This is a genomic window from Oceanicola sp. D3, from assembly GCF_006351965.1.
In the GTDB taxonomy this organism is placed as follows: Bacteria; Pseudomonadota; Alphaproteobacteria; order Rhodobacterales; family Rhodobacteraceae; genus Vannielia.
The window spans coordinates 2,129,815-2,152,641 of sequence record NZ_CP040932.1 but is presented as its reverse complement, the minus strand read 5'-3'; the positions used below and the strand labels follow the sequence as shown (position 1 = coordinate 2,152,641).

At 64.5% G+C, this 22,827-nt stretch carries 24 protein-coding genes; 17 read left to right on the top strand and 7 right to left on the bottom strand.

Going from position 1 to position 22,827, the window contains the following annotated elements; translation table 11 throughout:
* Window positions 1-103: 103 nt before the first annotated feature.
* From FHY55_RS10900 to FHY55_RS10825, 16 genes are all read left to right on the top strand, one after another.
* A complete protein-coding gene (locus FHY55_RS10900; RefSeq protein WP_140014220.1) occupies window positions 104-1,300 on the top strand; it encodes an ABC transporter substrate-binding protein in 1,197 nt (398 codons plus the stop codon).
* 63 nt (window positions 1,301-1,363) lie between these two features.
* Complete coding sequence (locus FHY55_RS10895; protein ID WP_140014219.1) at window positions 1,364-2,146, top strand: ABC transporter ATP-binding protein; 783 nt, start codon at window positions 1,364-1,366, stop codon at window positions 2,144-2,146.
* Window positions 2,143-2,757 carry a hypothetical protein gene (locus FHY55_RS10890; protein WP_140014218.1) on the top strand — a complete coding sequence of 205 codons (615 nt, stop codon included), beginning with the start codon at window positions 2,143-2,145 and terminating at the stop codon, window positions 2,755-2,757. The genes FHY55_RS10895 and FHY55_RS10890 overlap by 4 nt, the downstream gene beginning before the upstream one ends.
* Before the next feature lie 81 nt (window positions 2,758-2,838).
* On the top strand, window positions 2,839-3,540 hold the full coding sequence (locus tag FHY55_RS10885) for a hypothetical protein (RefSeq protein ID WP_140014217.1): 702 nt from the start codon (window positions 2,839-2,841) through the stop codon (window positions 3,538-3,540).
* Window positions 3,537-4,025, top strand: coding sequence for a hypothetical protein (locus FHY55_RS10880; RefSeq protein WP_140014216.1), 489 nt, complete (start codon window positions 3,537-3,539; stop codon window positions 4,023-4,025). The genes FHY55_RS10885 and FHY55_RS10880 overlap by 4 nt, the downstream gene beginning before the upstream one ends.
* Before the next feature lies 1 nt (window position 4,026).
* Window positions 4,027-4,842, top strand: a complete 816-nt coding sequence (locus FHY55_RS10875) for an ABC transporter ATP-binding protein (RefSeq protein WP_140014215.1) — start codon at window positions 4,027-4,029, stop codon at window positions 4,840-4,842.
* Window positions 4,843-4,844: 2 nt separating this feature from the next.
* Window positions 4,845-5,234 (top strand): hypothetical protein, encoded by a 390-nt coding sequence (locus FHY55_RS10870; RefSeq protein ID WP_140014214.1) that lies wholly within the window; start codon window positions 4,845-4,847, stop codon window positions 5,232-5,234.
* Between the two features lie 79 nt (window positions 5,235-5,313).
* Window positions 5,314-5,766 (top strand): hypothetical protein, encoded by a 453-nt coding sequence (locus tag FHY55_RS10865; protein WP_140014213.1) that lies wholly within the window; start codon window positions 5,314-5,316, stop codon window positions 5,764-5,766.
* The gene (locus FHY55_RS10860) at window positions 5,763-6,152 is read left to right on the top strand and encodes a hypothetical protein (protein ID WP_140014212.1); all 390 of its coding nucleotides are present in this window, start codon (window positions 5,763-5,765) and stop codon (window positions 6,150-6,152) included. Before FHY55_RS10865 ends, FHY55_RS10860 begins: the two co-directional genes overlap by 4 nt.
* A complete protein-coding gene (locus FHY55_RS10855) occupies window positions 6,149-6,556 on the top strand; it encodes a hypothetical protein (protein WP_140014211.1) in 408 nt (135 codons plus the stop codon). Before FHY55_RS10860 ends, FHY55_RS10855 begins: the two co-directional genes overlap by 4 nt.
* The gene (locus FHY55_RS10850; RefSeq protein WP_140014210.1) at window positions 6,553-6,924 is read left to right on the top strand and encodes a hypothetical protein; all 372 of its coding nucleotides are present in this window, start codon (window positions 6,553-6,555) and stop codon (window positions 6,922-6,924) included. The genes FHY55_RS10855 and FHY55_RS10850 overlap by 4 nt, the downstream gene beginning before the upstream one ends.
* On the top strand, window positions 6,921-7,319 hold the full coding sequence (locus FHY55_RS10845) for a hypothetical protein (protein WP_140014209.1): 399 nt from the start codon (window positions 6,921-6,923) through the stop codon (window positions 7,317-7,319). The genes FHY55_RS10850 and FHY55_RS10845 overlap by 4 nt, the downstream gene beginning before the upstream one ends.
* Window positions 7,319-8,329 carry a branched-chain amino acid ABC transporter permease gene (locus FHY55_RS10840; RefSeq protein WP_140014208.1) on the top strand — a complete coding sequence of 337 codons (1,011 nt, stop codon included), beginning with the start codon at window positions 7,319-7,321 and terminating at the stop codon, window positions 8,327-8,329. The genes FHY55_RS10845 and FHY55_RS10840 overlap by 1 nt, the downstream gene beginning before the upstream one ends.
* Entirely contained in the window at window positions 8,326-9,624 is a 1,299-nt protein-coding gene (locus FHY55_RS10835; RefSeq protein ID WP_140014207.1) for a branched-chain amino acid ABC transporter permease, read from the top strand. The genes FHY55_RS10840 and FHY55_RS10835 overlap by 4 nt, the downstream gene beginning before the upstream one ends.
* A 428-nt stretch (window positions 9,625-10,052) precedes the next feature.
* Window positions 10,053-12,461: an FAD-dependent oxidoreductase gene (locus FHY55_RS10830; protein ID WP_140014206.1), complete on the top strand. Its 2,409-nt coding sequence runs from the start codon at window positions 10,053-10,055 to the stop codon at window positions 12,459-12,461.
* A gap of 30 nt (window positions 12,462-12,491) precedes the next feature.
* Window positions 12,492-13,094, top strand: a complete 603-nt coding sequence (locus tag FHY55_RS10825; protein WP_140014205.1) for an NTP transferase domain-containing protein — start codon at window positions 12,492-12,494, stop codon at window positions 13,092-13,094.
* A 37-nt stretch (window positions 13,095-13,131) separates the two neighbouring features.
* On the opposite strand, the gene FHY55_RS10820 is transcribed toward FHY55_RS10825, so the two are convergent.
* A complete protein-coding gene (locus FHY55_RS10820) occupies window positions 13,132-14,007 on the bottom strand; it encodes an NAD(P)-dependent oxidoreductase (RefSeq protein WP_140014204.1) in 876 nt (291 codons plus the stop codon).
* 80 nt (window positions 14,008-14,087) lie between these two features.
* Between FHY55_RS10820 and FHY55_RS10815 the strand changes: the two genes are divergently transcribed.
* Window positions 14,088-16,550: a penicillin acylase family protein gene (locus tag FHY55_RS10815; protein ID WP_140014203.1), complete on the top strand. Its 2,463-nt coding sequence runs from the start codon at window positions 14,088-14,090 to the stop codon at window positions 16,548-16,550.
* Between the two features lie 84 nt (window positions 16,551-16,634).
* On the opposite strand, the gene FHY55_RS20655 is transcribed toward FHY55_RS10815, so the two are convergent.
* The 6 genes from FHY55_RS20655 to FHY55_RS10785 form a co-directional block, all read right to left on the bottom strand.
* Window positions 16,635-17,348 carry a hypothetical protein gene (locus tag FHY55_RS20655; RefSeq protein WP_210410472.1) on the bottom strand — a complete coding sequence of 238 codons (714 nt, stop codon included), beginning with the start codon at window positions 17,346-17,348 and terminating at the stop codon, window positions 16,635-16,637.
* A gap of 69 nt (window positions 17,349-17,417) precedes the next feature.
* Complete coding sequence (gene hflX, locus FHY55_RS10805) at window positions 17,418-18,701, bottom strand: GTPase HflX (protein ID WP_371707727.1); 1,284 nt, start codon at window positions 18,699-18,701, stop codon at window positions 17,418-17,420.
* Complete coding sequence (gene hfq / locus FHY55_RS10800) at window positions 18,698-18,931, bottom strand: RNA chaperone Hfq (RefSeq protein ID WP_140014201.1); 234 nt, start codon at window positions 18,929-18,931, stop codon at window positions 18,698-18,700. The genes hflX and hfq overlap by 4 nt, the downstream gene beginning before the upstream one ends.
* A gap of 156 nt (window positions 18,932-19,087) precedes the next feature.
* Window positions 19,088-20,617, bottom strand: coding sequence for a TrkH family potassium uptake protein (locus FHY55_RS10795; RefSeq protein ID WP_140014200.1), 1,530 nt, complete (start codon window positions 20,615-20,617; stop codon window positions 19,088-19,090).
* 12 nt (window positions 20,618-20,629) lie between these two features.
* A complete protein-coding gene (gene trkA, locus FHY55_RS10790) occupies window positions 20,630-22,006 on the bottom strand; it encodes a Trk system potassium transporter TrkA (RefSeq protein ID WP_140014199.1) in 1,377 nt (458 codons plus the stop codon).
* A gap of 159 nt (window positions 22,007-22,165) precedes the next feature.
* Window positions 22,166-22,744 carry a CHAP domain-containing protein gene (locus FHY55_RS10785; RefSeq protein ID WP_140014198.1) on the bottom strand — a complete coding sequence of 193 codons (579 nt, stop codon included), beginning with the start codon at window positions 22,742-22,744 and terminating at the stop codon, window positions 22,166-22,168.
* Between the last annotated feature and the right edge of the window lie 83 nt (window positions 22,745-22,827).

Genomic DNA, 22,827 nt, shown 5'->3' with positions numbered 1-22,827 from the left:
CATTCAACTTTCCGAAAGAACGCCGCGTTGCCAGTGCTTTCCAAAGACAATTTCCCGGTCTAGGCTCCGTTTCAGGACATCAGATCCAATAGGGAGACCCACAATGAAAAAACTTATCCTCGCCACCACCGCGCTGGCAGCCCTCGCTGGCCCGGCCCTGGCAGAAAGCCACAGCTCCGAAATCAAGCTGGGCATCATCCTGGGCTTTACCGGCCCGATTGAAAGCCTCACGCCCCACATGCGCGACGCCGCCAAGATGGCGATGGCCGAAGTGACCGAAAGCGGCGCGCTCATGGGCGGTGCCACGATCACCCCCGTTGAGGCCGATTCCACCTGCGTCGACAGCGCCGCAGCCTCCGCCGCCGCCGAGCGCCTGATCACCTCCGACGGCATCTCGGGCATCATGGGCGCCGATTGCTCCGGCGTCACCGGCGCCATCCTCACCAACGTCGCCGTTCCGAACGGCATGGTGATGATCTCGCCCTCCGCCACCTCGCCCGCGCTCTCGACCACCGAAGACAACGGGCTGTTTTTCCGCACCGCCCCCTCCGACGCCCGTCAGGGCGTGGTGATGACCGAGGTGCTGATGGATAAAGACATCAAATCCGTCGCCCTCACCTATACCAACAACGACTACGGCAAAGGCCTCGCCGACAGCTTTCAGGCGGCCTACGAAGAAGCGGGCGGCACCGTCACCATCTCGGCGGCCCATGAAGACGGCAAGGCCGATTACTCCGCCGAGGTCGCCTCGCTGGCCTCCGCAGGCGGCGACCTTCTGGTGATCGCGGGCTACGTCGATCAGGGCGGCTCCGGCATCATCCGCGCCTCGCTGGATTCCGGCGCCTTCGATACCTTCCACTTCCCCGATGGCATGATCGGCACCGCGCTCGAAGAGAACTTCGGCTCCGAGATCGACGGCTCCTCCGGCCAGCACCCGGGCACCGACAGCCCCGGCAACGCCATGTTCGCCGAGCTGGGCGAGGCCGCCGGGTTTGATCCCACCTCTCCCTTCGCGCCAGAAAGCTATGACGCCGCCGCGCTGATCATGCTCGCCATGGCCGCCGCCGACTCCACCGATCCCAACGTCTACAAGGACAAGGTGATGGATGTCGCCAACGCCCCGGGCGAGCAGATTTTCCCCGGTGAGCTGAAAAAGGCGCTGGAGCTGATCGCAGCCGGCACAGACATCGACTACGTCGGCGCCTCCGCCGTCGAGCTGATCAGTGGCGGTGAGAGCGCGGGCAACTACCGCGAGATCATGTTCGAAGACGGCAAGATCACCACGGTCAAATACCGCTGATCGCGGTCTGACAAGACAGATGCGGCGGGGGCCTTCCCCGCCGCATCCCATCGGGGACATCGCATGATCCAGGTCGAGAACCTGCACAAGCACTTCGGCGGCTTCCACGCTGTCGACGGGGCCACGCTCACCATCCAACCCGGCTCCATCACCGGGTTGATCGGCCCCAATGGCGCGGGAAAAACCACCCTTTTCAACGTTGTAGCGGGCGTTCTTGAACCCACGTCGGGCCGCGTGACGATGGACGGGGAAGACATCACCGGCCTGCCGCCTCACGCGCTCTTCTCCAAGGGCCTGCTCCGCACCTTCCAGATCGCCCATGAGTTCTCCTCCATGAGCTGCCGCGAAAACCTGATGATGGTCCCCGGCGGCCAGTCGGGCGAGGCGCTGTGGAATACATGGTTCGGCCGCAAACGCATCGCCGATGAAGAGCGCGCGCTACGGGCCAAGGCCGACGAGGTGCTGGAGTTCCTCACCATCGAACACTTGGCCGACCACAAGGCCGGGCAAGTCTCCGGCGGGCAGAAAAAGCTGCTGGAACTCGGCCGCACCATGATGGTCGACGCCCGCATCGTCTTCCTCGACGAGGTCGGCGCGGGGGTCAACCGCACCCTGCTGAACACCATCGGCGACGCCATCATCCGGCTCAACAAGGAGCGCGGCTACACCTTCGTCGTCATCGAGCACGACATGGACTTCATCGAGCGCCTCTGCGACCCGGTCATCTGCATGGCCGAGGGCAAGGTGCTGGCCGAGGGCACGCTGGCCGAGATCAAGGCCAACGAGCAGGTGATCGAGGCTTATCTGGGCACCGGTCTGAAGCACAAAAAGGAGGTTCCCGCATGATAAGGCCCACCCTCCTGATCACCCTCCTCTCCGCCGTTCTGGCCATCGCCCTTCCCGCCTCCGGGCAAGACGTCATCGGGCGCGCACTGGTGGAGGGCAAGATGGTGGAGATCCTCGACAATCAAACATGGCGCTACGCCGACAGCGGGCAAACAACCCCCGGCTGCAAGCAGATCCACCGCGCCGCCAGCTTCTGCGGCGATCCGGCCACGTGGCAGGCCACCACCCCGTCTACCCCCGATGTCGCCGCCGCATGGCGCCACGATGACCGCCACTATGCGCAGTTCATCATCGAGGGGTTCGGCTCGAAAGACGGGCTGACCCGTGAGCAGATGCGCAAGATTGTCATCGACAATGCCGCTTTCGCCACCAACCAGCCCGCCAGCTCCATTCCCACCCTTCTGGTGGAGCCCGCCACGATCGACGGACAAGAGGCCGAAACCATTGTTTACATGGTCGATTTCGACGGGCTGAAGGCGGTGTTCGCCAACACGATCCTGATCCGCGAGGCGCTCGTCGTGCAGGCCATCACCTACGCCATCAGCCCTGACTACAGCGAAGATCACATGGCCCTGCACGCTGACTTGTTGGAAAGCACCCGCCTTGACTGACCGGCGCCACACGCCTCGCCTCCACAGCGGGGCCCGCGCGGTCGCTCGGCACTGCCCACGCACCGCCGTGCCGGAGGCCGAATGACCCTTTTGCGCCCGATGTGTCTCGCCGCCGCCCTTGTCGCGGCTGCGCCCGCTTCGGCGCAGGTGGGCGATCCCCTCTTCAGCACCGAGTACCGGGGGCATGAGGTCACTGTCTATCCCGATGGCACTTGGGCCTTTACCGACCCAAACGTCACCCTCTCCGATGTCACCCCTTTCGCCGATGGCGGCTGCCTCTCCTCTTCCGACGGCCGGGTCAGCTATTGCGGCCTGCCTGAAGGGTTCTCCGGCGACCAGGTCGTCAGCGCCTACGGGTTCGAGGAGCACAGCTTTACCGACAGGGCCACCGGCCTCAGGTTCACCCTCACGCTGGGCTCCGACTACGGCCACGAAGGCGACCTCGACTATTACCGCCAGATCGAGTCCCAAGGCTCCGGCGGAGATGTCATGCTCGCCATCGTGGGCTTCCTCACCGGCATGGACATGGAGGGCGAAACCGCCACCGTCCGCAACGGCATCGCCGTGCTCGAAACCGGCTTCTCCTTCGAATCCGAAGCAGGCAACGGCATGTCGAACTTCTCCATTGATGTGATGACCGAGAGCCAAACCCTCACGATTCAGGCCAGCGCCTATAACTCGGCAGAGACCGCGCCGCCCGACATGCAAGACGTGATCGCCCGCCTCACCGCCAACCTCACCATCGATGGCACCCCCCTCGCCGCATGGAAGGCCGCCAAATGATCCGCGCCGCCCTGCTCATTCTCGCCACCGCCCTGCCCGCGCAGGCCGAAGACTGCACCCAGATCACCGCCAGCTTCGATCTCTGCCTTGCAGGCACCACCATGGAAGGCGCCTATATCGAACAGTTCGGCGATGGCTCCCGGCTCGAACTCTCCGAAGTCTCGCTCGACTATATCGAACCCTACGCAGGCCGCGGCACCGGCACGCTGGCCGAAGATATGGCCGCCTTCAACGCCGCCTTCGAGATCCCCGCAGAGGCCGTGCTGCGCAGCGCAACCCATGAAGCCAGCAACCGCGCCGCCTTCATCGAGGTGATAAACGATCCCCACTCCACCCGCCGCAACGCGCGGGCCGTGGTGGAGCTGGAGCGCACCCGCATCCTGCTGATCTACGGTGCCCCGTGGGATGCATGGCCCGAAAGCCTTGAAGAGGGCGTCCTTGAAATGGCAAACGCCCTCCAGCTACGTTGCCCGGGAGGCTGCTGACATGACCGACTATTCCAGCCGCGGCAACGCCGACCGCTCCATCACCAACCCGCGCCCCGCAGGCACCCTCACCGCCTCACCCGGCACCGGCGAACCGGTGACCAGCGGCAATGCCTTCCTGATCGGCGACTGCATGACAGGCGGCTACGGCAGCGGGCCCGACATCCTGCACGATTGCACCATTGCCGTCGATCCGGGCGAGATCGCCGTGATCGTCGGCCCCAACGGCGCGGGCAAATCCACCGCGATGAAGGCCGTCTTCGGCATGCTGAACATCCACAAGGGCTCCGTCCGGCTGAACGGGCAAGACATCACCGACCTCACGCCCCAAGCCCGCGTCCGCGCCGGCATGGGCTTCGTGCCGCAAACCAACAACATCTTCACCACGATGACGGTGGAGGAAAACCTCGAGATGGGCGCCTTCATCCGCGAGGATGACATCACCGGCACGATGGAGCAGGTCTACGAGCTCTTCCCGATCCTCAAGGACAAACGCCGCCAACCCGCAGGCGAGCTGTCCGGCGGCCAGCGCCAGCAGGTCGCCGTGGGCCGCGCCCTGATGACCCAGCCCAAGGTGCTCATGCTCGACGAGCCCACCGCTGGCGTCTCGCCCATCGTGATGGACGAACTTTTCGACCGTATCATCGAAGTCGCCCGCACCGGTCTGCCGGTGCTGATGGTCGAGCAGAACGCGCGCCAAGCACTGGAGATCGCCGACAAGGGCTACGTGCTGGTGCAGGGCCGCAACGCCCACACCGGCACCGGGCAAGAGCTGCTAAATGATCCGGAAGTTCGCCAGAGCTTTCTGGGAGGATGAAGATGCTGCGCCAAGCCATTGCAATTACGCTCCTTTCCTCTCCCGCGGCCGCCGCGTTGGAGTGCCTGCCCAGCACCGCCTGCACCGTCGAGGGCACCTGCGAAACCGAGGTCAACGAAGGCCCCTTCCGCCTCTCCTTGCAGGGCGACACGCTGGCCTTCGTCACCCTGCCCGAAGCCGAGCAACCGCCCACCGCGCCCGAAATCGTCTTTACCGAGGTCGCCCATAGCAACGCGGCCCTGCGCGTCTTCACCGCCATCCCCTCCGCTGCAGGCGATGCGGCCCTGCTCACCCTCACCAACGAGAGCCACTTCACCCTCTCTGTTCACGGCCAGCTCTTCGGCACCCCCTTCGGCCTGCTCTCCGAAGGCCCCTGCACGGGAGCACTCTGATGCCCGCGCCAACCCTCCTGCCCCCGCAGGCCACCTGCCAAGGCCGCGCCGCCCTCGTCACCTATCTGGAGGCCCAATCATGAGCCGCACCGCTCTCGCCGCCCTCGCCCTCGCGCTTTGCCCGCTCAGCGCTGCGGCGGCTACGCTCTGCACCGGTACAATCGAATGCCGCAACACCGGCGCCTGCAATCAGGATGACCCGATCCCCCTGTTCCAGCTTGAGAGGCAAGGCTCCGGCCTCACGCTTGCGTGGAACCGCCCGAGCGAAAAGCTGAAGGATCAGCTGCAATCGCTGATCGACAAGCGCACCGGCAAAACCGGCCCCAGCACCGATACCGGCTGGAACGGGCCGGGCCGCACCCTGTCTCTCTCTCCCATCGGCCCGCGCAGCTTTGCTGGCTCCGAAGGCGCAGGCGGCTCAACCCTGCTGCTCACCCTCTCCCGCTCCGGCGCCTTCGTGCTCACCAGCCACCGCGCCGGTCAACGCCCCACGGGCAACTCCATCACCGGCATCTGCGAGGGCCAGCCATGACGCGCCTCACCTTCTCCGCCCTCATCCTCGCCCTGCTGCTGCCCGCCAGTCAGGCCGCCGCCGCAGAAGACCGTCGCTGCCGCTTCGAGCTGGCAATCTACACCCAGTCTCAACCGCGCAAGATCCGCCGCTCGGTCGTGATTGATGCCGAACGGCACAAGGCCCGCGTCCGCGTCACCCGCTCCGGCTCGTGGGGCGCAGATCGCCAAACCCTCTCCAACGGGATCGACGTGATCACCTTCGACACCGCCACAACCCGCGAAACGCTTCGCATCCGGCCCACCGGCCACGCCCAATGGGACATTCAATACAAGCGCCCCCCCGCCGCCAAAGATCACGTAAAAGGCTACGCAGGCCGCTGCGGCGACTGGAGGCGCAAAAAATGACGGCACGCCTCACAATCATCCGGAGCCTGACCGGTCTCGCAAGCCTCCTCGCGCCGCTCCCGGCGCTCGCCGTAGGCTACGAGTGCAGCTTCACCCGCTACTGCGTCGAAGAGCGCTCCTGCCAGCCCTCCGGCCTCACGCTCCACATCCGCCCGCGCCCCGGCGCCGAAAGCCCCGACCAATGGGAGATGGAAACCGGTGGCGCGGCCTCTGCCCGGGTCATCCCCCTCCGCCAAATCCGCGACCCGCTGGGCGACAGCCACAGCTACGTCTCGGCGATGGAATATGACTCCATCCACCTCGTCTCGATCTTCAAGCGCGGCATCACCCGCTACTCGATGCACAACTCGGTGGAAGGCATCCAAAGCCAAAACTTCCACGGCACCTGCAAGGTCGCCCCGTGAAGCGCCCGCTGATCCCAACCACCGTTTTGCTGGGCCTTGCTGCTGCGCCTGCCATTGCAGCACCAGAGCTGCGCTGCCATCTCACCAGCGCCTGCGCGATGGACGCCGCCTGCACCGAAGAAAACGCCGATTACATCCTGCACATCACCGGCCTCCCGAGCGCGCCCCAATATGCGGTTGGCGATGCCGAGCCAACGCCCGCCACGCTCGAAACCCTCGATGACGGCAGCCTCACCCTCACCCGGCGCATCGCCGCGGCCCGCGAGGTTGTAACCCTCGCGCCAGAGGGCCGGGTGGTCCTGAAAATCTCTTTCGACAGCGGCACCGGCGACTTCCGCTATACTGGCAGCTGCGAGGCCCCGGCATGATCCGCGCCCTCGCTCTTTTCACGCTGGCCCTGCCAACCACCGCCCTTGCCGAAGGCGCGCGCCTCACCCTCACCTGCGAGGTCCAGCGCAGCTGCAACGAGGCCGGGGCCTGCGACCCCTTCGGCGGCACCCAAGTCTTTACCCTCGCCCCGACCGCCACCGATGCAAACGGCACCGGCGACTGGACCGTGGCGCTCAACGACGGCGAGGCGACCCCGGCCCGCGGCCTCGCCCACACCGGCCCCTGGGTCTGGCAGCCCGGCGATGGCCACCTGCACACCCTGTCGCTCACCGGCGAGGCCTCGGCCCTGCGCATCCGCCAATGGCTGCCCACCGAGCGCTACCCCGAAACCTATGCGGAGATCGACATCATGACCTGCGAGGTTACCGGCTGATGGACCTGCTCAACGCCTTCGTGGCCCTGCTCAACTTCGTCATCATCCCAGCCGCCACCTATGGCAGCCAACTCGCGCTCGGCGCGCTCGGGGTGACGCTGATCTACGGCATCCTGCGTTTTTCCAACTTCGCCCATGGCGACACGATGGCCTTCGGCACCACCATGACCATCCTCGTCACATGGGCGTTGCAGGGCATGGGCATCACCCTCGGCATCCTGCCCACCGCCCTGCTCGCGCTGCCCTTCGGCATCGCCGCCACCGCGCTTCTGGTGCTGGGCACCGACCGCGCCGTTTATCGCTTCTACCGACGGCAAAAGGCCGCGCCGGTGATCCTCGTAATCGTCTCCATCGGCGTCATGTTCATCCTCAACGGCCTCACCCGCTTCATCATCGGCGTTGATGACCAGCGCTTTGCCGATGGCGCCCGCTTCGTCATATCCGCCCGCGACTTCAAAGAGATGACCGGGCTGGCCGAGGGCCTCGCCCTGCGCTCCACCCAAGCCCTCACCATGATCGTGGCCGCCATCTGCGTGGTGCTGCTCTTCTGGTTCCTCAACCGCACCCGCACCGGCAAGTCGATGCGCGCGTTTTCCGACAACGAAGACCTCGCCCTTCTTTCGGGCATCAACCCCGAAAAGGTCGTCGCCGTCACATGGATCATCGTCGCCGCGCTGGCCACCATCGCGGGCGTGCTCTACGGGCTCGACAAGTCGTTCAAACCCTTCACCTACTTCCAGCTGCTGCTGCCCATCTTCGCCGCCGCCATCGTTGGCGGCCTCGGCTCCCCGCTCGGGGCCATCGCCGGCGGCTTCGTCATCGCCTTCTCCGAAGTCACGGTGACCTACGCCTTCAAGAAGGTCGCCACCTACGTCCTCCCCGACGCGCTCGCGCCCTCCGGCCTGCTGCAACTGCTGACCACCGAGTATAAATTCGCCGTCAGCTTCGCCATTCTGGTCATCGTCCTGCTGATAAAGCCCACCGGCCTCTTCAAGGGAAAATCCGTATGAAGCTGCCCCCCGCCCTCCTCTTCGCCCTCGTCGCGGCGCTCTACATCGGCACCGGCTTTGTCCAAAGCTGGAACTCCACGCTGACCATCCTCAACATGGGCCTCGTCTCGGCAATCATGGCGCTGGGGCTCAACATGCAATGGGGCTTTGCCGGGCTCTTCAACGTCGGCGTCATGGGTTTCGTCGCGCTGGGCGGGCTGGCCTCGGTGCTCATCGCCATGCCCCCGGTGCCCGAGGCCTGGGCGGCGGGCGGCGCGCGGCTCTATGGCGGCCTCCTCCTCGGCGCGGCCTCCGTCGCCGCCGCCATCTTCACCTTCAACCGAATGCCCCCGGGCCGTGCCCGCCTGCTGGCCACCGCAGCGGTGATGCTGCTCGGCTTCGTGCTCTACCGCCTCACCTTCGACCCGGCCCGCGATGCCGTCGAGGCCATCAACCCCGCCGCCACCGGCTACCTCGGCGGCCTCGGCCTGCCGGTCATCTTCGCATGGCCCGCAGGCGGGTTGCTCGCCGCCGGGGCCGCATGGATCGTCGGCAAAACCGCCCTCGGCCTGCGCTCCGATTACCTCGCCATCGCCACCCTCGGCATCGCCGAAATCATCATCGCCGTGATGAAAAACGAAGATTGGCTGGCGCGCGGCGTCAAAAACGTCAACGGCATCCCCCGCCCGGTGCCCTATGAAATCGACCTGCAACAAAGCGAGAGCTTCCAAGGCTGGGCCGCCTCGGCAAACCTGCCAGTCGAAACCGCCTCAACCCTCACCGTCAAGCTGCTCTACGGCTGCCTCTTCGCGTCGGTCCTCATCCTCATCATCATCGCCCTGCAACTGGCGCTCAAATCGCCCTGGGGCCGGATGATGCGCGCCATTCGTGATAACGAAACCGCCGCCCGCGCGATGGGCAAGGATGTCACCCGCCGTCACCTTCAGGTCTTCATCCTCGGCTCCGCCATCTGCGGCATGGCCGGCGCGATGATGACCACGCTCGATGGGCTGCTGGTGCCCGGCACCTACCAACCGCTGCGTTTCACCTTCCTCATCTGGGTCATGGTCATCGTCGGCGGCTCAGGCAGCAACCTCGGGGCGCTGCTCGGCGGGCTGCTTGTCTGGTGGCTGTGGATTCAGGTCGAGCCGCTCGGTCGCCTGTTCATGGAAGCCATCACATGGCCCATGCCCGACGGAAGCTGGCTCAAGGCCCACCTGCTCGACAGCGCCCAGCACATGCGGTTGCTGACCATGGGCGTGGTGCTCCTGCTGGTGCTCCGCTTCTCCCCGCGCGGGCTGATCCCCGAGCGCTGACCCCGCGTGCCGTCATCCTCGAACCCGACCCGAGGATCTCCCAGCTACCTGCGCAACGTCATCCTCAGGCCCGACCCGAGGATCTCCCAGCCACCCGCGCAACGTCATCCTCGGGCCCGACCCGAGGATCTCCCAGCCACCTGCGCAACGTCATCCTCGGGCCCGACCCGAGGATCTCCAAAGCCTGCAGTCACAGCCTTCGCACCTTGCGTTAACCTTCGCTGCCCCCACAAAGCGGCCAGAATTCTCCTATGCATAGGTTGTGCATGGGATGTGCATGAGGTGTTGCCCCTTAACCTTCCGGTAACACCTCCCCCCGTTAACCCGCCTGAACGCACCCCAAATCCGACACCTGTTGTCGCAAAACGGCCAGCACACGCCGCGTGCGGCCCACAGCATCGACCCAACAGCCAAAGGAGTCGGAGCCCATGAAAACCACCACCCGCGTCTGCGTCATCGGCGGCGGCGTCGTCGGCTGCTCGGTGCTCTACCACCTCACCAAACTGGGCTGGTCCGATGTCATGCTGCTGGAGCGCTCCGAGCTCACCTCCGGCTCCACATGGCACGCCGCAGGCGGCTTCCACACCATGAACTCCGACACCAACATGGCCGCCCTCCAAGGCTATACCATTGGCTTGTATAAGGAATTGGAGGAGATCACCGGCATGTCCTGCGGCCTCCACCACGTTGGCGGCATCACCTTGGCCGAGACACCGGAACGCTTCGACATGCTCAAAGCAGAGCGCGCCAAGCACCGCTACATGGGCCTCGATACCCGCATCGTCACCCCGGATGAAATCGCCGAGCTGGCCGAGTTGGTGAACCTCGATGGCATCCTAGGCGGCCTTTACGACCCCCTAGATGGCCACCTCGACCCCTCAGGCACCACCCACGCCTACGCCCGCGCCGCCAAGCTCGCCGGTGCCGAAATCGAAACCCACTGCAAGGTCGAAGATCTCCAGCCCCGCCCCGATGGCTCCTGGGACGTCATCACCAACAAGGGCACCATCCATGCCGAGCATGTCGTCAACGCCGCAGGCCTCTGGGCCCGCGAAGTTGGCGCGATGGCGGGCGTCTACCTGCCGCTGCTGCCAATGGCCCACCAATACCTCGTCACCGACGATCTCCCCGAGATCATGAACCGCGAAACAGAGTTCCCCCATGTGCTTGACCCGGCTGGAGAATCCTACTTCCGCCAAGAGGGTCGCGGCCTCTGCATCGGCTTTTACGAGCAGCCCTGCGAGCCCTGGGCGCTTGACGGCACGCCGTGGGAGTTCGGCCACGAATTGCTCCCCGACAACCTCGACAAGGTCTCCGACAGCATCGAAATGGCCTACCACCGCTTCCCGGTCCTCGAGCGCGCAGGCGTCAAGCGCGTCATCCACGGCCCCTTCACCTTTGCGCCCGATGGCAACCCCCTCGTCGGCCCCGTCCCCGGCTTGCGCAACTACTGGTCCGCCTGCGCCGTCATGGCGGGCTTTTCCCAAGGCGGCGGCGTGGGCCTGACCCTCGCCCAATGGATGATCGAAGGCGAAGCAGAGCGCGATGTAACCGGCCTCGACGTCGCCCGCTACGGCAGCTGGGTCACCCCGGGCTACACCGTCCCCAAAGTCATTGAATTCTATCAAAAACGCTTCTCCGTCAGCTACCCGAACGAAGAACGCCCCGCCGCCCGTCCGCACCGGACAACTGCTATGTATGACATTTTTAACGAAATGGGCGCAGTCTGGGGCCACCAGTTCGGGCTGGAGGTGCCAAACTACTTCGCACAAGGCGATGAACCGGGGTTTGAAACCCCAAGTTTCACCCGCTCCAACGCCTTCGAAGCAACCGGCCGCGAGGTCCGCGCCGTGCGCGAAAGCGTCGGCATCAATGAAATTCAGAACTTCGGCAAATTCCGCGTCACCGGCCCCAAGGCGCGCGATTGGCTCGACAAGATCATGGCAGGCCGCATCCCCAAGGAGGGCAAACTCGCCCTAAGCCCCATGCTCTCACCCAAAGGTCGCATCATCGGAGATTTCACCATCTCCTGCCTGGGGCCAGAAACATACGCCTTAACAGCCAGTTACGGCGCACAGTCAATGCACCAGCGCTGGTTCGAGCAACATGCTGAAGAAGGCATTAACATCGAGAACGTCTCCGACCGCCTCACCGGCTTCCAACTCGCGGGGCCAAACTCAAGGGCGGTCCTGCAAGCCTGCACCGATGCCGATGTTGCCGCACTCCCTTTCCTCGGCGTCGCGCAAATGACCGTCGGCCAGATCGCCTGCACCGTCCAGCGCGTCAGCTACACCGGCGACCTCGGCTACGAGATCTACTGTGATCACATGGACCAACGCGCCCTCTGGCACACCCTCTGGGCCGCCGGACAAGCCCACAACATCACCCCCTTCGGCATGCGCGCCATGATGTCCCTGCGGCTGGACCGCTTCTTCGGCTCCTGGCTGCGCGAATATTCCCCCGATTACACCCCGGCAGAAACCGGGCTGGACCGTTTCATATCCTTCAACAAAAACAGCAACTTCATCGGCAGAGCTCACGCAGAATCCGAACGCGCCACCCCGCCCCCACGCCAGCTCGTCGCCTTCCTCGTCGAGGCCGACAACGCCGATGTTCACGGTTATGAACCTGTCTGGATCAACGGCGAAGTCGTCGGCTTCTGCACTTCCGGCGGCTACTCCCACCACGCCCGCCAATCCGTTGCCCTCGCCCTCATTCCCCGCGCATACGCGGTTGAGGGCCAAGGGGCCGAAATTGAAATCCTCTCGCAAATGCGCCCCGCGCGCCTCACCACAACCCCGCTCTTCGACCCGGAAGGCACCGCCCTGCGCGCTTGAGCCAAACCCCCGGCAGGGCTACACAATCACATGACCCTGCCCATCCTCATCCTCGCCGCCGGCGCCGCCACCCGCATGGCCCCGCGCGACAAGCTGCTGGAGCCGATCAACGGCAAACCGCTGCTCACCCGCGTGGCAGAAATGGCAAGCAAAATCAGCGACTTCACACTCGTCGCCCTGCCACCAGACCGGCCCGCCCGCTTTGCCGCGATAGAAGACACAAACGCCCGCCCGCTCACCGTTCGGAATGCCGCCGAAGGCATGAACGCCTCCCTCCGCGCAGGCCTTGAGGCGCTTCCCGAGGCACCCGCCTTCATGCTCCTCCTCGCTGACCTCCCCGAGCTCACCGAGGACGACCTTCGCGCTGTGATCGCAAGCCACAAGGCCAACCCCGAGGCCCTCATCTGGCGCGGCGCCACGGAAGACGGCAAGCCCGGCCATCCGGTGATTTTCTCGTCAGTGCTCTTTCCGAAAATTCAGCAACTTCAAGGTGATGAAGGCGCCAAGTCGGTGGTCGCCGCCGCCAAAGACCGCGTCCACCTTACCCCGCTACCCGGCCAACGCGCCCGGCTGGACCTGGACACACCAGAAGCCTGGTCCGCCTGGCGCGCCGCAACGAACACGCCGCGCTAGGCTCTCCAAAGGCTACGCCCGCCACTGGCAGCACCTCTCAGCTGTCGAACGCCTTCAGCCGCTTGATCAGCGAAGACGTATCCCACCGTCCGCCGCCAAGGCTCTGAACATCCTTGTAAAATTGGTCCACCACAGCCGTCACCGGCAGGGCAGCGCCAATCTCGTTGCCGGTCGAAAGGCAGATGTCGAGATCCTTGCGCATCCAGTCAACGGCAAACCCGTGGGCAAAGTGGTCATCCACCATGGTCTCGTAGCGGTTCGCCATCTGCCAGCTTCCGGCTGCACCATCCTTGATCACCTGCACCACGGCCTTGGCATCCAGCCCGGCCTTCTGCGCAAAGTTGATCCCCTCCGACAGCCCCTGCACAAGGCCGGCGATACAAATCTGGTTCACGCATTTGGTCAGCTGGCCCGCGCCGCTCTCGCCCATCAACTGGCAATTCTTCGCGTAGGCGTCGATGATCTTTTCGGCCCGCGCATAGGCGCCCTCATCGCCGCCACACATCACCGCAAGCGCGCCGTTTTCGGCGCCCGCTTGCCCGCCCGAAACCGGCGCATCCACAAAGCTCACCTGCCGCTCGTTGGCAGCCGCATACATCTCGCGCGTCACCGCGGCGCTGACGGTGGTGTGATCCACAAAGACAGCACCCGCAGACATTGCTGCCAATGCGCCGTCGTCGCCCACGCACACGGCCCGCAGGTCATCGTCATTGCCCACGCAGGCCATCACAAAATCCTGCCCCGCAGCTGCCTCCGCAGGGGTTTTCGCCGCCTTGCCGCCGTGCTGACCCACCCATTTTTCCGCCTTGGCGAAGGTGCGGTTATACACCGTCACCTCATGGCCAGCCGCCGCCAGATGTCCTGCCATGGGGTAGCCCATGACCCCAAGTCCGAGAAATGCTACTTTCGCCATGTCTTTATCCTCCCGCGGGGTTCCATTACGCTTGCTCCCTGATTACCCCGCAGGGGCAGAAGGTCAACCGAGGGACATCCATGGCACGCATCTTTCGCTGGCTCCTGCGGATCGTCACGGCGGCGTTGCTGGTTACGTTCCTCTTCGCCTGCATCACCTACTACCTCGCATCGCGCTCCCTGCCCGACTACAACGCAAGGCTCACTGTTGCGGGCTTGTCGGGGCCGGTCGAGATTGTGCGCGACAATGCCAATGTGCCGCATATCTTCGGCTCCAGCGATGAAGACGTGTATTTCGGCCTCGGCTTTGCCCACGCGCAAGACAGGCTTTGGCAAATCACCATGGCCCGCCGCGCGGCACAGGGGCGGCTTTCCGAATTGTTCGGGGTGCGCACCGCCAAGACAGATGAACTCTTGCGCCGGTTCGGGCTCTACGAGGCCGCCTCCGCCTCCCTCTCCTCGCTCGATGCCGAAACACGCGCGGCGCTGGAGGCCTATTCAGCCGGGATCAACGCGTGGATCAACGCGGTCAACGAAGGGGCGCTGGGGCGCGGCGCGCCAGAATTCTTTTTGTTTTCCCGCGAGATAGCCCCTTGGCGGCCCACCGATACGGTGGCCTTGGGCAAGGTCATGGCCCTGCAGCTTTCCGGGCAATTGCCAAGCGAAGTGCTGCGCGCCCGGGTCTCGCTGCAACTGCCAGAAGCCCGGCTGGCCGACATACTGCCCGACGACCCCTCTCGCGGCACCGCTGCCCTTCCCGATTACGCCAGCCTTGTGCCGATCGACGGCCCCCAAGGCGGCTGGACGCAATTCGCCCTCGATCCCCTCTCCCCCGTCAAACCTCCCGCCTTTGCAGGGGCCTCCAACGCATGGGCCGCAGCCCCCAAACGGGCGGCGGCGGGCAAATCGCTTCTGGCAAACGATCCGCATCTTGAGCTGACGGCCCCAACGATCTGGTATCTCGCCCGGATCGAGCTTTCATCCGGCGGCGTGATCGGGGCCACCATTCCCGGCGTCCCCTTCGTGCTTTCGGGCCGCTCCGACGCGCTGGCTTGGGGCGTCACCTCGGCCTACCTCGACGATCAGGACGTGTTCATGGAAGAGCTAAACCCGGCCAACCAACAGGAATACCGCACGCCGACGGGCTGGAAGCGATTTTCCACCAAAAGCTCGATCATTCGGATCAAGGACGCCGAGCCCATCACCATCACCCTGCGCCGCACGGAGAACGGGCCGGTTCTTCCCGGCTCGCATTACAACCTGTCCACCGTCACCCCGCCCGGCCATGTTGCCGCGCTGGGGTGGACGGCGCTCTCGCCTCGCGACACCTCGATGCAAGCCGCGCTGAGGCTGCAAAAGTCCAAAACCATCGAGCAGGCCATCGCCGCGATGGAGGGCTACATCGCCCCGGCGCAAAACCTCACCATCGCAGAGCCCGGGCGTGTCGCCCTCAAGATGGTGGGCGCAATGCCCAAACGAAACCCCGCTCACGCCAGCCAAGGCAGGATGCCAGCGCTTGGATGGCGCGCCGAGAACCGATGGTCGGGGCGCATCCCCTACGCCAAGAACCCCGAGTTCATTGACCCGCCCGGCGGCATTCTCGGGAACACCAACAACAAGACGGTCGACAGGCCCTTCCCCGATCACGTCGCTTTCCGCTGGGGCGACACGCAACGCATCCAGCGCTGGACCCGGCTGATGCAGACCCGCGAAGTGCACACCCGCGAAAGCTTCATCGACGCGCAGCTCGATACGGTGAGCTTTACGGCGCGTGCGCTGCTGCCTCTGATCGCCAAAGACTTGTGGTTCACCGGCGAGGCTGCGCCGGAGGGCACCGCAGAGCGGCAACGGCAACGGGCGCTCGAATTGCTGGCCAACTGGAACGGCGAGATGAGCGAGCATCTGCCTGAACCGCTGATCTTTGCCGCTTGGCTGAAGCACCTGCAAAACAGGCTCATCCGCGACGAGCTGGGGCCGGTCGCTGCCGAGTTCAACCACCCTGAGCCACTGTTCCTTGAACGGGTGTATCGCGATGTCGACGGAGCCGCCGTGTGGTGCGACGTGGTGCAATCAACCGCCAAGGAAACCTGCACCGATATTGCCCGCATCGCGCTCGATGAAGCCTTGCTCTGGATCGGCGAAAACTATGGCACCGCGCTGGAAAGCCTGCGTTGGGGCGATGCGCATGAAGCGCTCCACGACCATCAGGTCTTGGGCGACGTGCCGGTGCTGAAGTGGATCGTGAACATCCACCAAAGCACCTCTGGCGGCGATTTTACCCTGCTGCGCGGGCGCACCAAGGGCACGGGGCCCCAGCCCTATGCCAACGTCCATGGTGCAGGCTATCGTGGTGTCTACGACTTTTCGGATCCCGACAGTTCGGTCTTCATCACCGCCACAGGCCAATCCGGCCATCCGCTCTCACGGCACTATGACGACCTTGGCGCGCTCTGGCGCCGAGGGGAATATATCCCGATGTCGCTGGACCCGGAGCTTGCCCGCGCGGCGAACGTGGGGGTGACGGTGCTCACGCCATCAGAATGAGCCTCTCAGGGGGCCTCGCTGCGCTCGGACATTGGGCCTCTTCGCTGCGCTCATCGGCCCTGTGAAAGCCGGTGCAATCTGCCGCTAGCGCTCGTCGCTCGCCCGCTTGTCCAGTGCCTTCCGCGTGCCGAAATAGCCGAAATCCTTCACCACCAAGACCAAATCACCGTTCTCGTCGAAGCCCGCGTAGATATCGGCAGAAAACGTCTCGAAGCTGGGATCAAACAGCAGCACATCGCGGCCCTCGGCTGAAAGGGTAGCAAACGGCACCGGGCCGGACGCGGCTGAGAGCGCCGCTTTCACCGCCTCGCCCTCAAGCGCCGCCACGGCCTCCACATCACCAAGGGCAACCAGCTCATCGGTCGAGAAACCAAAGTCAATCGGCCGGTTCCTGCGGCCAGCCCTCTCCCAACGCGCCACCGGGGCCTGCGACAGGTGCAGCGCCACCATGCCAATCACCCGAGGCTCCTCCTCCGGGCGGTAGATCTTCACCCGGTAGCGACCTTCCGGCACGTCGAGGTCAAAGGCGGGGCGATCAGCGGCTTCGATCGGGTCGGTCAGGGTCAGCCCCTCCGGCCCCACATCAACCTCGCCCGCCTCGATCACCACCGCGCCCTGCGCCACAGGATCGCCCGTGATAACCTCGGATGAGGAAAACACCTCCGTCTCCAGCGCATCTCCCAGCCCGGTGCCCTCGCCCCGCAGGCCGGCAACCAGCATAAAAACGCCGCCAGCCAGCATCAGCGCCGCCCAGACACCGCCACCGATCCAGTAAAAATGTTTCTGGCTTTTGAGCACAGTGCCTCCGATTTTGCAGTGTCGCCAAGCTGGCGCGATGTGTTGCAAATGTCTACGGGCTCGCCCCGCTCAGAGCTTGGAAAACTCGGCCTTCTGGCGCGGCGTCCAGCGCAGATGCACCTGCCAGCCTGCCTCGGTTTCCTCTTCCCGCTCCACCACGCCGCGCTCAAACAGCCATGCCCGGGCACGGCCTTCGCTGAACGCGAGTGTCACCACCTCTTCGGTGCGCACGCCTTCAAGATGGGCCGTTATTGCGGCCTGCAAATCGCCAAGCCCCTCGCCCGACACGGCGGAAATCACCAGCACATCCTCGCGCCGGGCCGCCTGATTGCGCAGGGCTTCGGCGGCCTCGGCAGCCAGCAGGTCTGCCTTGTTCCACAGTTCCAGTTTCGGCACGGTTTCCGGCACGCCGAGACCGTCCAGAATGGTTTCGACGTCGCGCGCCTGATTTTCGGTCTCGTCAGAGGCAATATCGCGCACGTGAAGGATGAGATCAGCCTCCAGCACCTCTTCCAGCGTGGCGCGGAAGGCCGCGACCAGCTCGGTGGGCAGGTTGGAGATGAACCCAACGGTATCTGAGAGGATAACCTTGTCACCGCTGTCCAGCTCAATCGCCCGCATCGTCGGGTCCAGCGTGGCAAAGAGCATGTCTTTCGCCATCACCTCTGCCCCGGTCAACCTGTTGAACAGGGTGGATTTTCCGGCGTTTGTGTAACCAACCAGCGCAACCACGGGAAAGGGCACCTTGGCGCGGGCTGCGCGGTGCAGCGCGCGGGTTTTCGTCACCTTGGAAAGCTGACGGCGGATACGGGTAACTGCCTCGTCAATCGCCCGCCGGTCCGCCTCGATCTGGGTTTCACCGGGGCCGCCAACAAAGCCAAGGCCACCACGCTGACGCTCAAGGTGGGTCCAGGCGCGCACAAGGCGCGTGCGCTGGTAGGACAGCGCGGCAAGCTCGACTTGCAGCACACCCTCGCGGGTTGCGGCGCGGTCGGCGAAGATCTCAAGGATCAGCCCGGTCCGGTCCAGCAATTTGACCTTCCACGCCTGTTCCAGATTGCGCTGCTGCACGGGTGTGACCGGCCCGTCGATCAGCACAAGGCCAATGTCTTGCGCCTGCATCAGAGCCTTGAGCTCATCCATCTTGCCGCTGCCAAAGAGTGTGCCGGGCTGCGGCTGGCGCAAAGACACAACCTCTCCGGCGACAACCTCCAGCCCCGGCAGCGCCAGCGCGAGGGCCATCGCCTCTTCAAGCGCGGGCCCGGCGGCACGGCGCTCGGGGTCTGTCTGGATGTCGGGGTGGAGCACCAACGCCCGGGTTGGCCGCTCCGCGGTATCGTGAAATTCCGCTATTCTTCGCCCTCGTAAAGGCTGATCGGCTGGGCCGGCATGACGGTTGAGATCGCATGCTTATACACAAGCTGCGATTGTCCGTCGCGGCGCAGAAGGACGCAGAAGTTGTCAAACCAGGTGATAACGCCCTGAAGTTTCACCCCATTGATGAGGAAGATGGTCACCGGAACCTTGGTCTTCCGCACATGATTGAGAAATGCATCCTGCAAATTCTGTTTGTCGTTGGCCATTTCAATGCCTTGTTCTTGTCGTTGGTTCAGTCACGCACGCATTCAGGCGCCCTGCCTCAGACCGCGAGCCCCCGTCCACGGGGTCACTATGGAGGCTGTCCCTGCAAGATTCCACCCCCAAATTCAGAGCGCTAGAGAGGGTGAGGCAGCAGGGCCTCAGGCGCGCCAGAACTCGGGGTTGAGAAGCGCGATAAGCGCCAGCGCCTCGATCCGGCCAAGCACCATGGCCCCCGCCAACACCGCCTTGGCCACATCGGTGATCTGCACGTAGCTGATGGGGTCGCCCCCGCCCACCTCGGCCAGCTGTCCGGCCGTGGAAAGGCCCGAGAGAGACAGGATCATGGATTGCTCAAAGCTGAGGCCCGTCGCGGCCAGCATGGCCGAAACGCCCGCCAGAGACAGCGCGTAGAGCATGAAGAACAGCCAAGCAATATAGGCCCCTTGTCGGCGCATGTGCCGCCCGAAGGCCCCGCCCGAACCGCTGACAGAATGCGGGTGCACAAGCCGCTCCATCTCGCGATGGCCGTGCTTGTAGAGCGCATAGACCCTAAGCAGCTTCACCCCGCCGGCCGATGTCGCCACGCCGCCGCCCACCAGCGCCAGCCCCATCAGCACCATGCCGGGCGTTTGCAGGCCCGACCATGTTTCGGTGCCGCCCCATTCAGAGCTGGTGAACCCGGTGGTGGTCAGGAAGCTCGCCACCGAAAAGATCGCGCCCCAAAGCGCGCGCAGGGCGGCATCAATGTCGGCCACGTCATCCACCTCGAATGCCCCAATCCAATGGCGCAGGAACAGCGCGGAAGGGATGAGGATGATGGTGTAAAAGGCAATCCGCGCCTCAACATCCCGATACACGGCGCTCACACGGTCAACGCTCATGCCATAGCCGGGCGAAAAGGTTTTGCGGCTGAAGGCGAAAACGAAGAACAGCAAGATCAGCACTTCGCCCGCCAAGCCGCTCTGCGCCTGTGAAAGCCCGTCCACGGGGGAAATTCCGGAGGTGGAAAGCACGCTCATCGCGTGGCAGATCGCAATCAGCGGGTCTTCGCCAGCCCCGACGAGCGCCACCCAGAGAACCCCCGTCAGCGCAATGTAGACAGGGCCCATCTGACAGGTCAGGACCAACAGCCGCTCACGCGGGTCGGTCTGGGCGTCGGCATCCAGCACCCTGTCTCGCCGCGCACCGGAGCCGGGCCGTGCCATCGAAGTGACCTCAAATCCGCCGAGGTTGAGGGGTGCCATGATCGCGGCAGCCGTCACCCAGATAAAGAGCCCCCCCATCCAGCCAACCATGGCCCGCCAGAGGTGCAGCGTTTCCCGCAGACGCTCAGGCTCAAACAGGGAGGCGCCGGTGGTTGTGAAAGACGAGATCATCTCGAACCACGCATTAAAAAACGTCGTGTTTTGAACCGCCTCATAGAATGGCCAGGCGAACATGACGGGCAACAGCGCATAGGCCCCGACCAGCGCCGTCAGATGGCTCCGGGCAACACTGCGCGACCTTTTGTGGTGGGTGGCGATGCTGAGAAAAATGACCAGGGTCAAAAACAGAGTGCCTGCGTAGAAAAAACTGCGCGCCGAAAGCCAGTCGCGCACCGTCACTGCGTGGAAGACCGGCAGGTACATCAGCAGCGCCGACACCCCCATAAGGATCACGATCAACGGCAGTTCGAGGAGGCGGCGCATCCGGCGGCGGCCTTAGAAGAAATCGATGGAGACCTGCAACAGCCGCTCCACCTCGGGCACGTCGTCTGCCATGGCAAAGAGAACAATCACATCGCCCTCGTCGATCCGTGTTTCGGCAACCGGCTTGATGTATGTGTCGCCCCGCAGCAGGGCGCCAACGCAAACGCCCTCCGGAAACTCGATATCGCGGATGCGCCGCCCCGAGAGCGGCGAGGTCGAAAGCACCTGCGCCTCGATCACCTCGGCCTCCGCATCGCCGATCGAGTAAACACCGCGCACCCGCCCGTGGCGGATGTGGCGCAGGATCGAGCTGACGGTGGTGGCGCGCGGGTTGATATAGGCATCAACCCCGAGCGGGCGCATCAGCGGCACCAGCGTTGGGTCGTTCACCAGACAGATCGCCATCGGGCAACCATTGGATTTGGCCCGCACCGCCGCAAGCAGGTTCACCTTGTCATCATCGGTGACGCAAAGCACCGCGTCGGCCTTGTCGATGTTGGCTTCGATCAGCAACTCGCGTGACAGCCCGTCACCGTTGAGCACAATGGTCCGCTCCAGCGCGTCGGCCGCCCGCTCGGCTATGGGGCGCGAGCGTTCGATCACCTTGGCCCGGATGCGCTCCACGCGCTTTTCCAGCGCCGAGGCCACGGCGAGGCCCACGTTGCCGCCGCCGATAATCACCACCCGCTCCTGCTTGCGCAGCACCTTGCCGAAAATCTCCATGGTGCGGGTCGTGTCGTCGGTATTGGCGCAGACATACACCTGATCGCCAGCGAAGAGCTGATCGCCCGGATCAGGGGCGAACAGCTTGTTCTGGCGGCGCACCCCAACAACGATGGCCCGCAGGGTAGAAAACAGATCGGTCAGCTGGCGCAGCGGTGTGTTGAGAACCGGGCAATCATCATCGAGCTGGATGCCGAGCAACTGGGCCCGCCCGCCCAAAAACCGTTCCGTGTCAAAAGCGGCAGGCGCGGCGAGGCGCTGCAGCGCGGCCTCGGCCACCTCGCGCTCTGGGCTGATCACCACGTCGATCGGCATGTGATCGCGCCGGTAAAGGTCGGAGTAGATCGCCGTGAGGTAGCTTTGCGAGCGCAGCCGGGCCACCTTGCGCGGGATCGAGAAAACCGAATGCGCCACCTGACAGGTGACCATGTTCACCTCGTCCGAGTGGGTGGCGGCGATGATCATATCGGCATCCCGGGCCCCTGCCCGGTCGAGGATATCAGGGTAGCTGGCGTGGCCTGCAATGCCCTGAACATCAAGCGAGTCTGTCGCGCGGCGCACGAGTTCGGCGTTGTTGTCCACCACCGTCACGTCGTTTCGCTCGCCGGAAAGGTGCCGCGCAATCTGCCAGCCAACCTGGCCCGCGCCACAGATGATGACCTTCATGGATGCTCCTGCCCCGTTCGGGCCTCGCCGTTGTGCTGGCCCTTTGCTTGGCACTTCGGCGCGGCAGGGTCAATCCGGGCAAAAGGACGGGCCGGGCAAAAAACGGGTGCCGGGCAAACAGGCCCGGCATTCACCATCATCACGCCGCGCAAGGCTGGTTTACTGGGCGCTGGCCATCTGAACCGGCTGCGGCAGGATAAACCCGTCAATCCGGTAGGGGCTGCCAAACTGGCCCGGGTTGCTCTCGACAGTCACGAGAGACCAATCGCCAGCCGGGGAGATGTCTTTGACCTTCATGCCAAGGCTGATCTGGTTGCGGTGCCAGTTGGCGTGGTCGATCTCGATCAGACGGTCATCATGGATCTTAGAAACCACGGCCACATGGCCCATCGGCAGCTTGCCGGTGCCCGAAAACGCCATGACAGAGCCGACATGGGGGTCTTTGCTGCGCGGATAAAGACCAGCGGCCTTGCCCCACCAGAACTCGGCGTTGCCCCGGATCTGAATGCCCGAAGCGTTGCGCGCAAAGGGCACACACCAAACGCGCGCACCCGTAGCCCGCAGGCTGCGGGCCTCGGAAATCGCAAAGTCCAGCAGCTCGGGCTTGAGCTGCGGCGCAGTCATGGTGGAGAGGGTCTCATTGCTCTGCTTGGCCCCGCAGGCCGCCGTCAGCAAAAGCGCGGCGCAAAGCATCGGAAGTCTCAGGGCATTTGCCCGCTTGAAAGTGCCCAACCTCATCTGTCCCTCGAGTATTTGTTCTCGCTGGTCTTTGTGTTCACCGAATTAGGAACAAATTTCAAGTTAGCGTGTTAAACGTGACG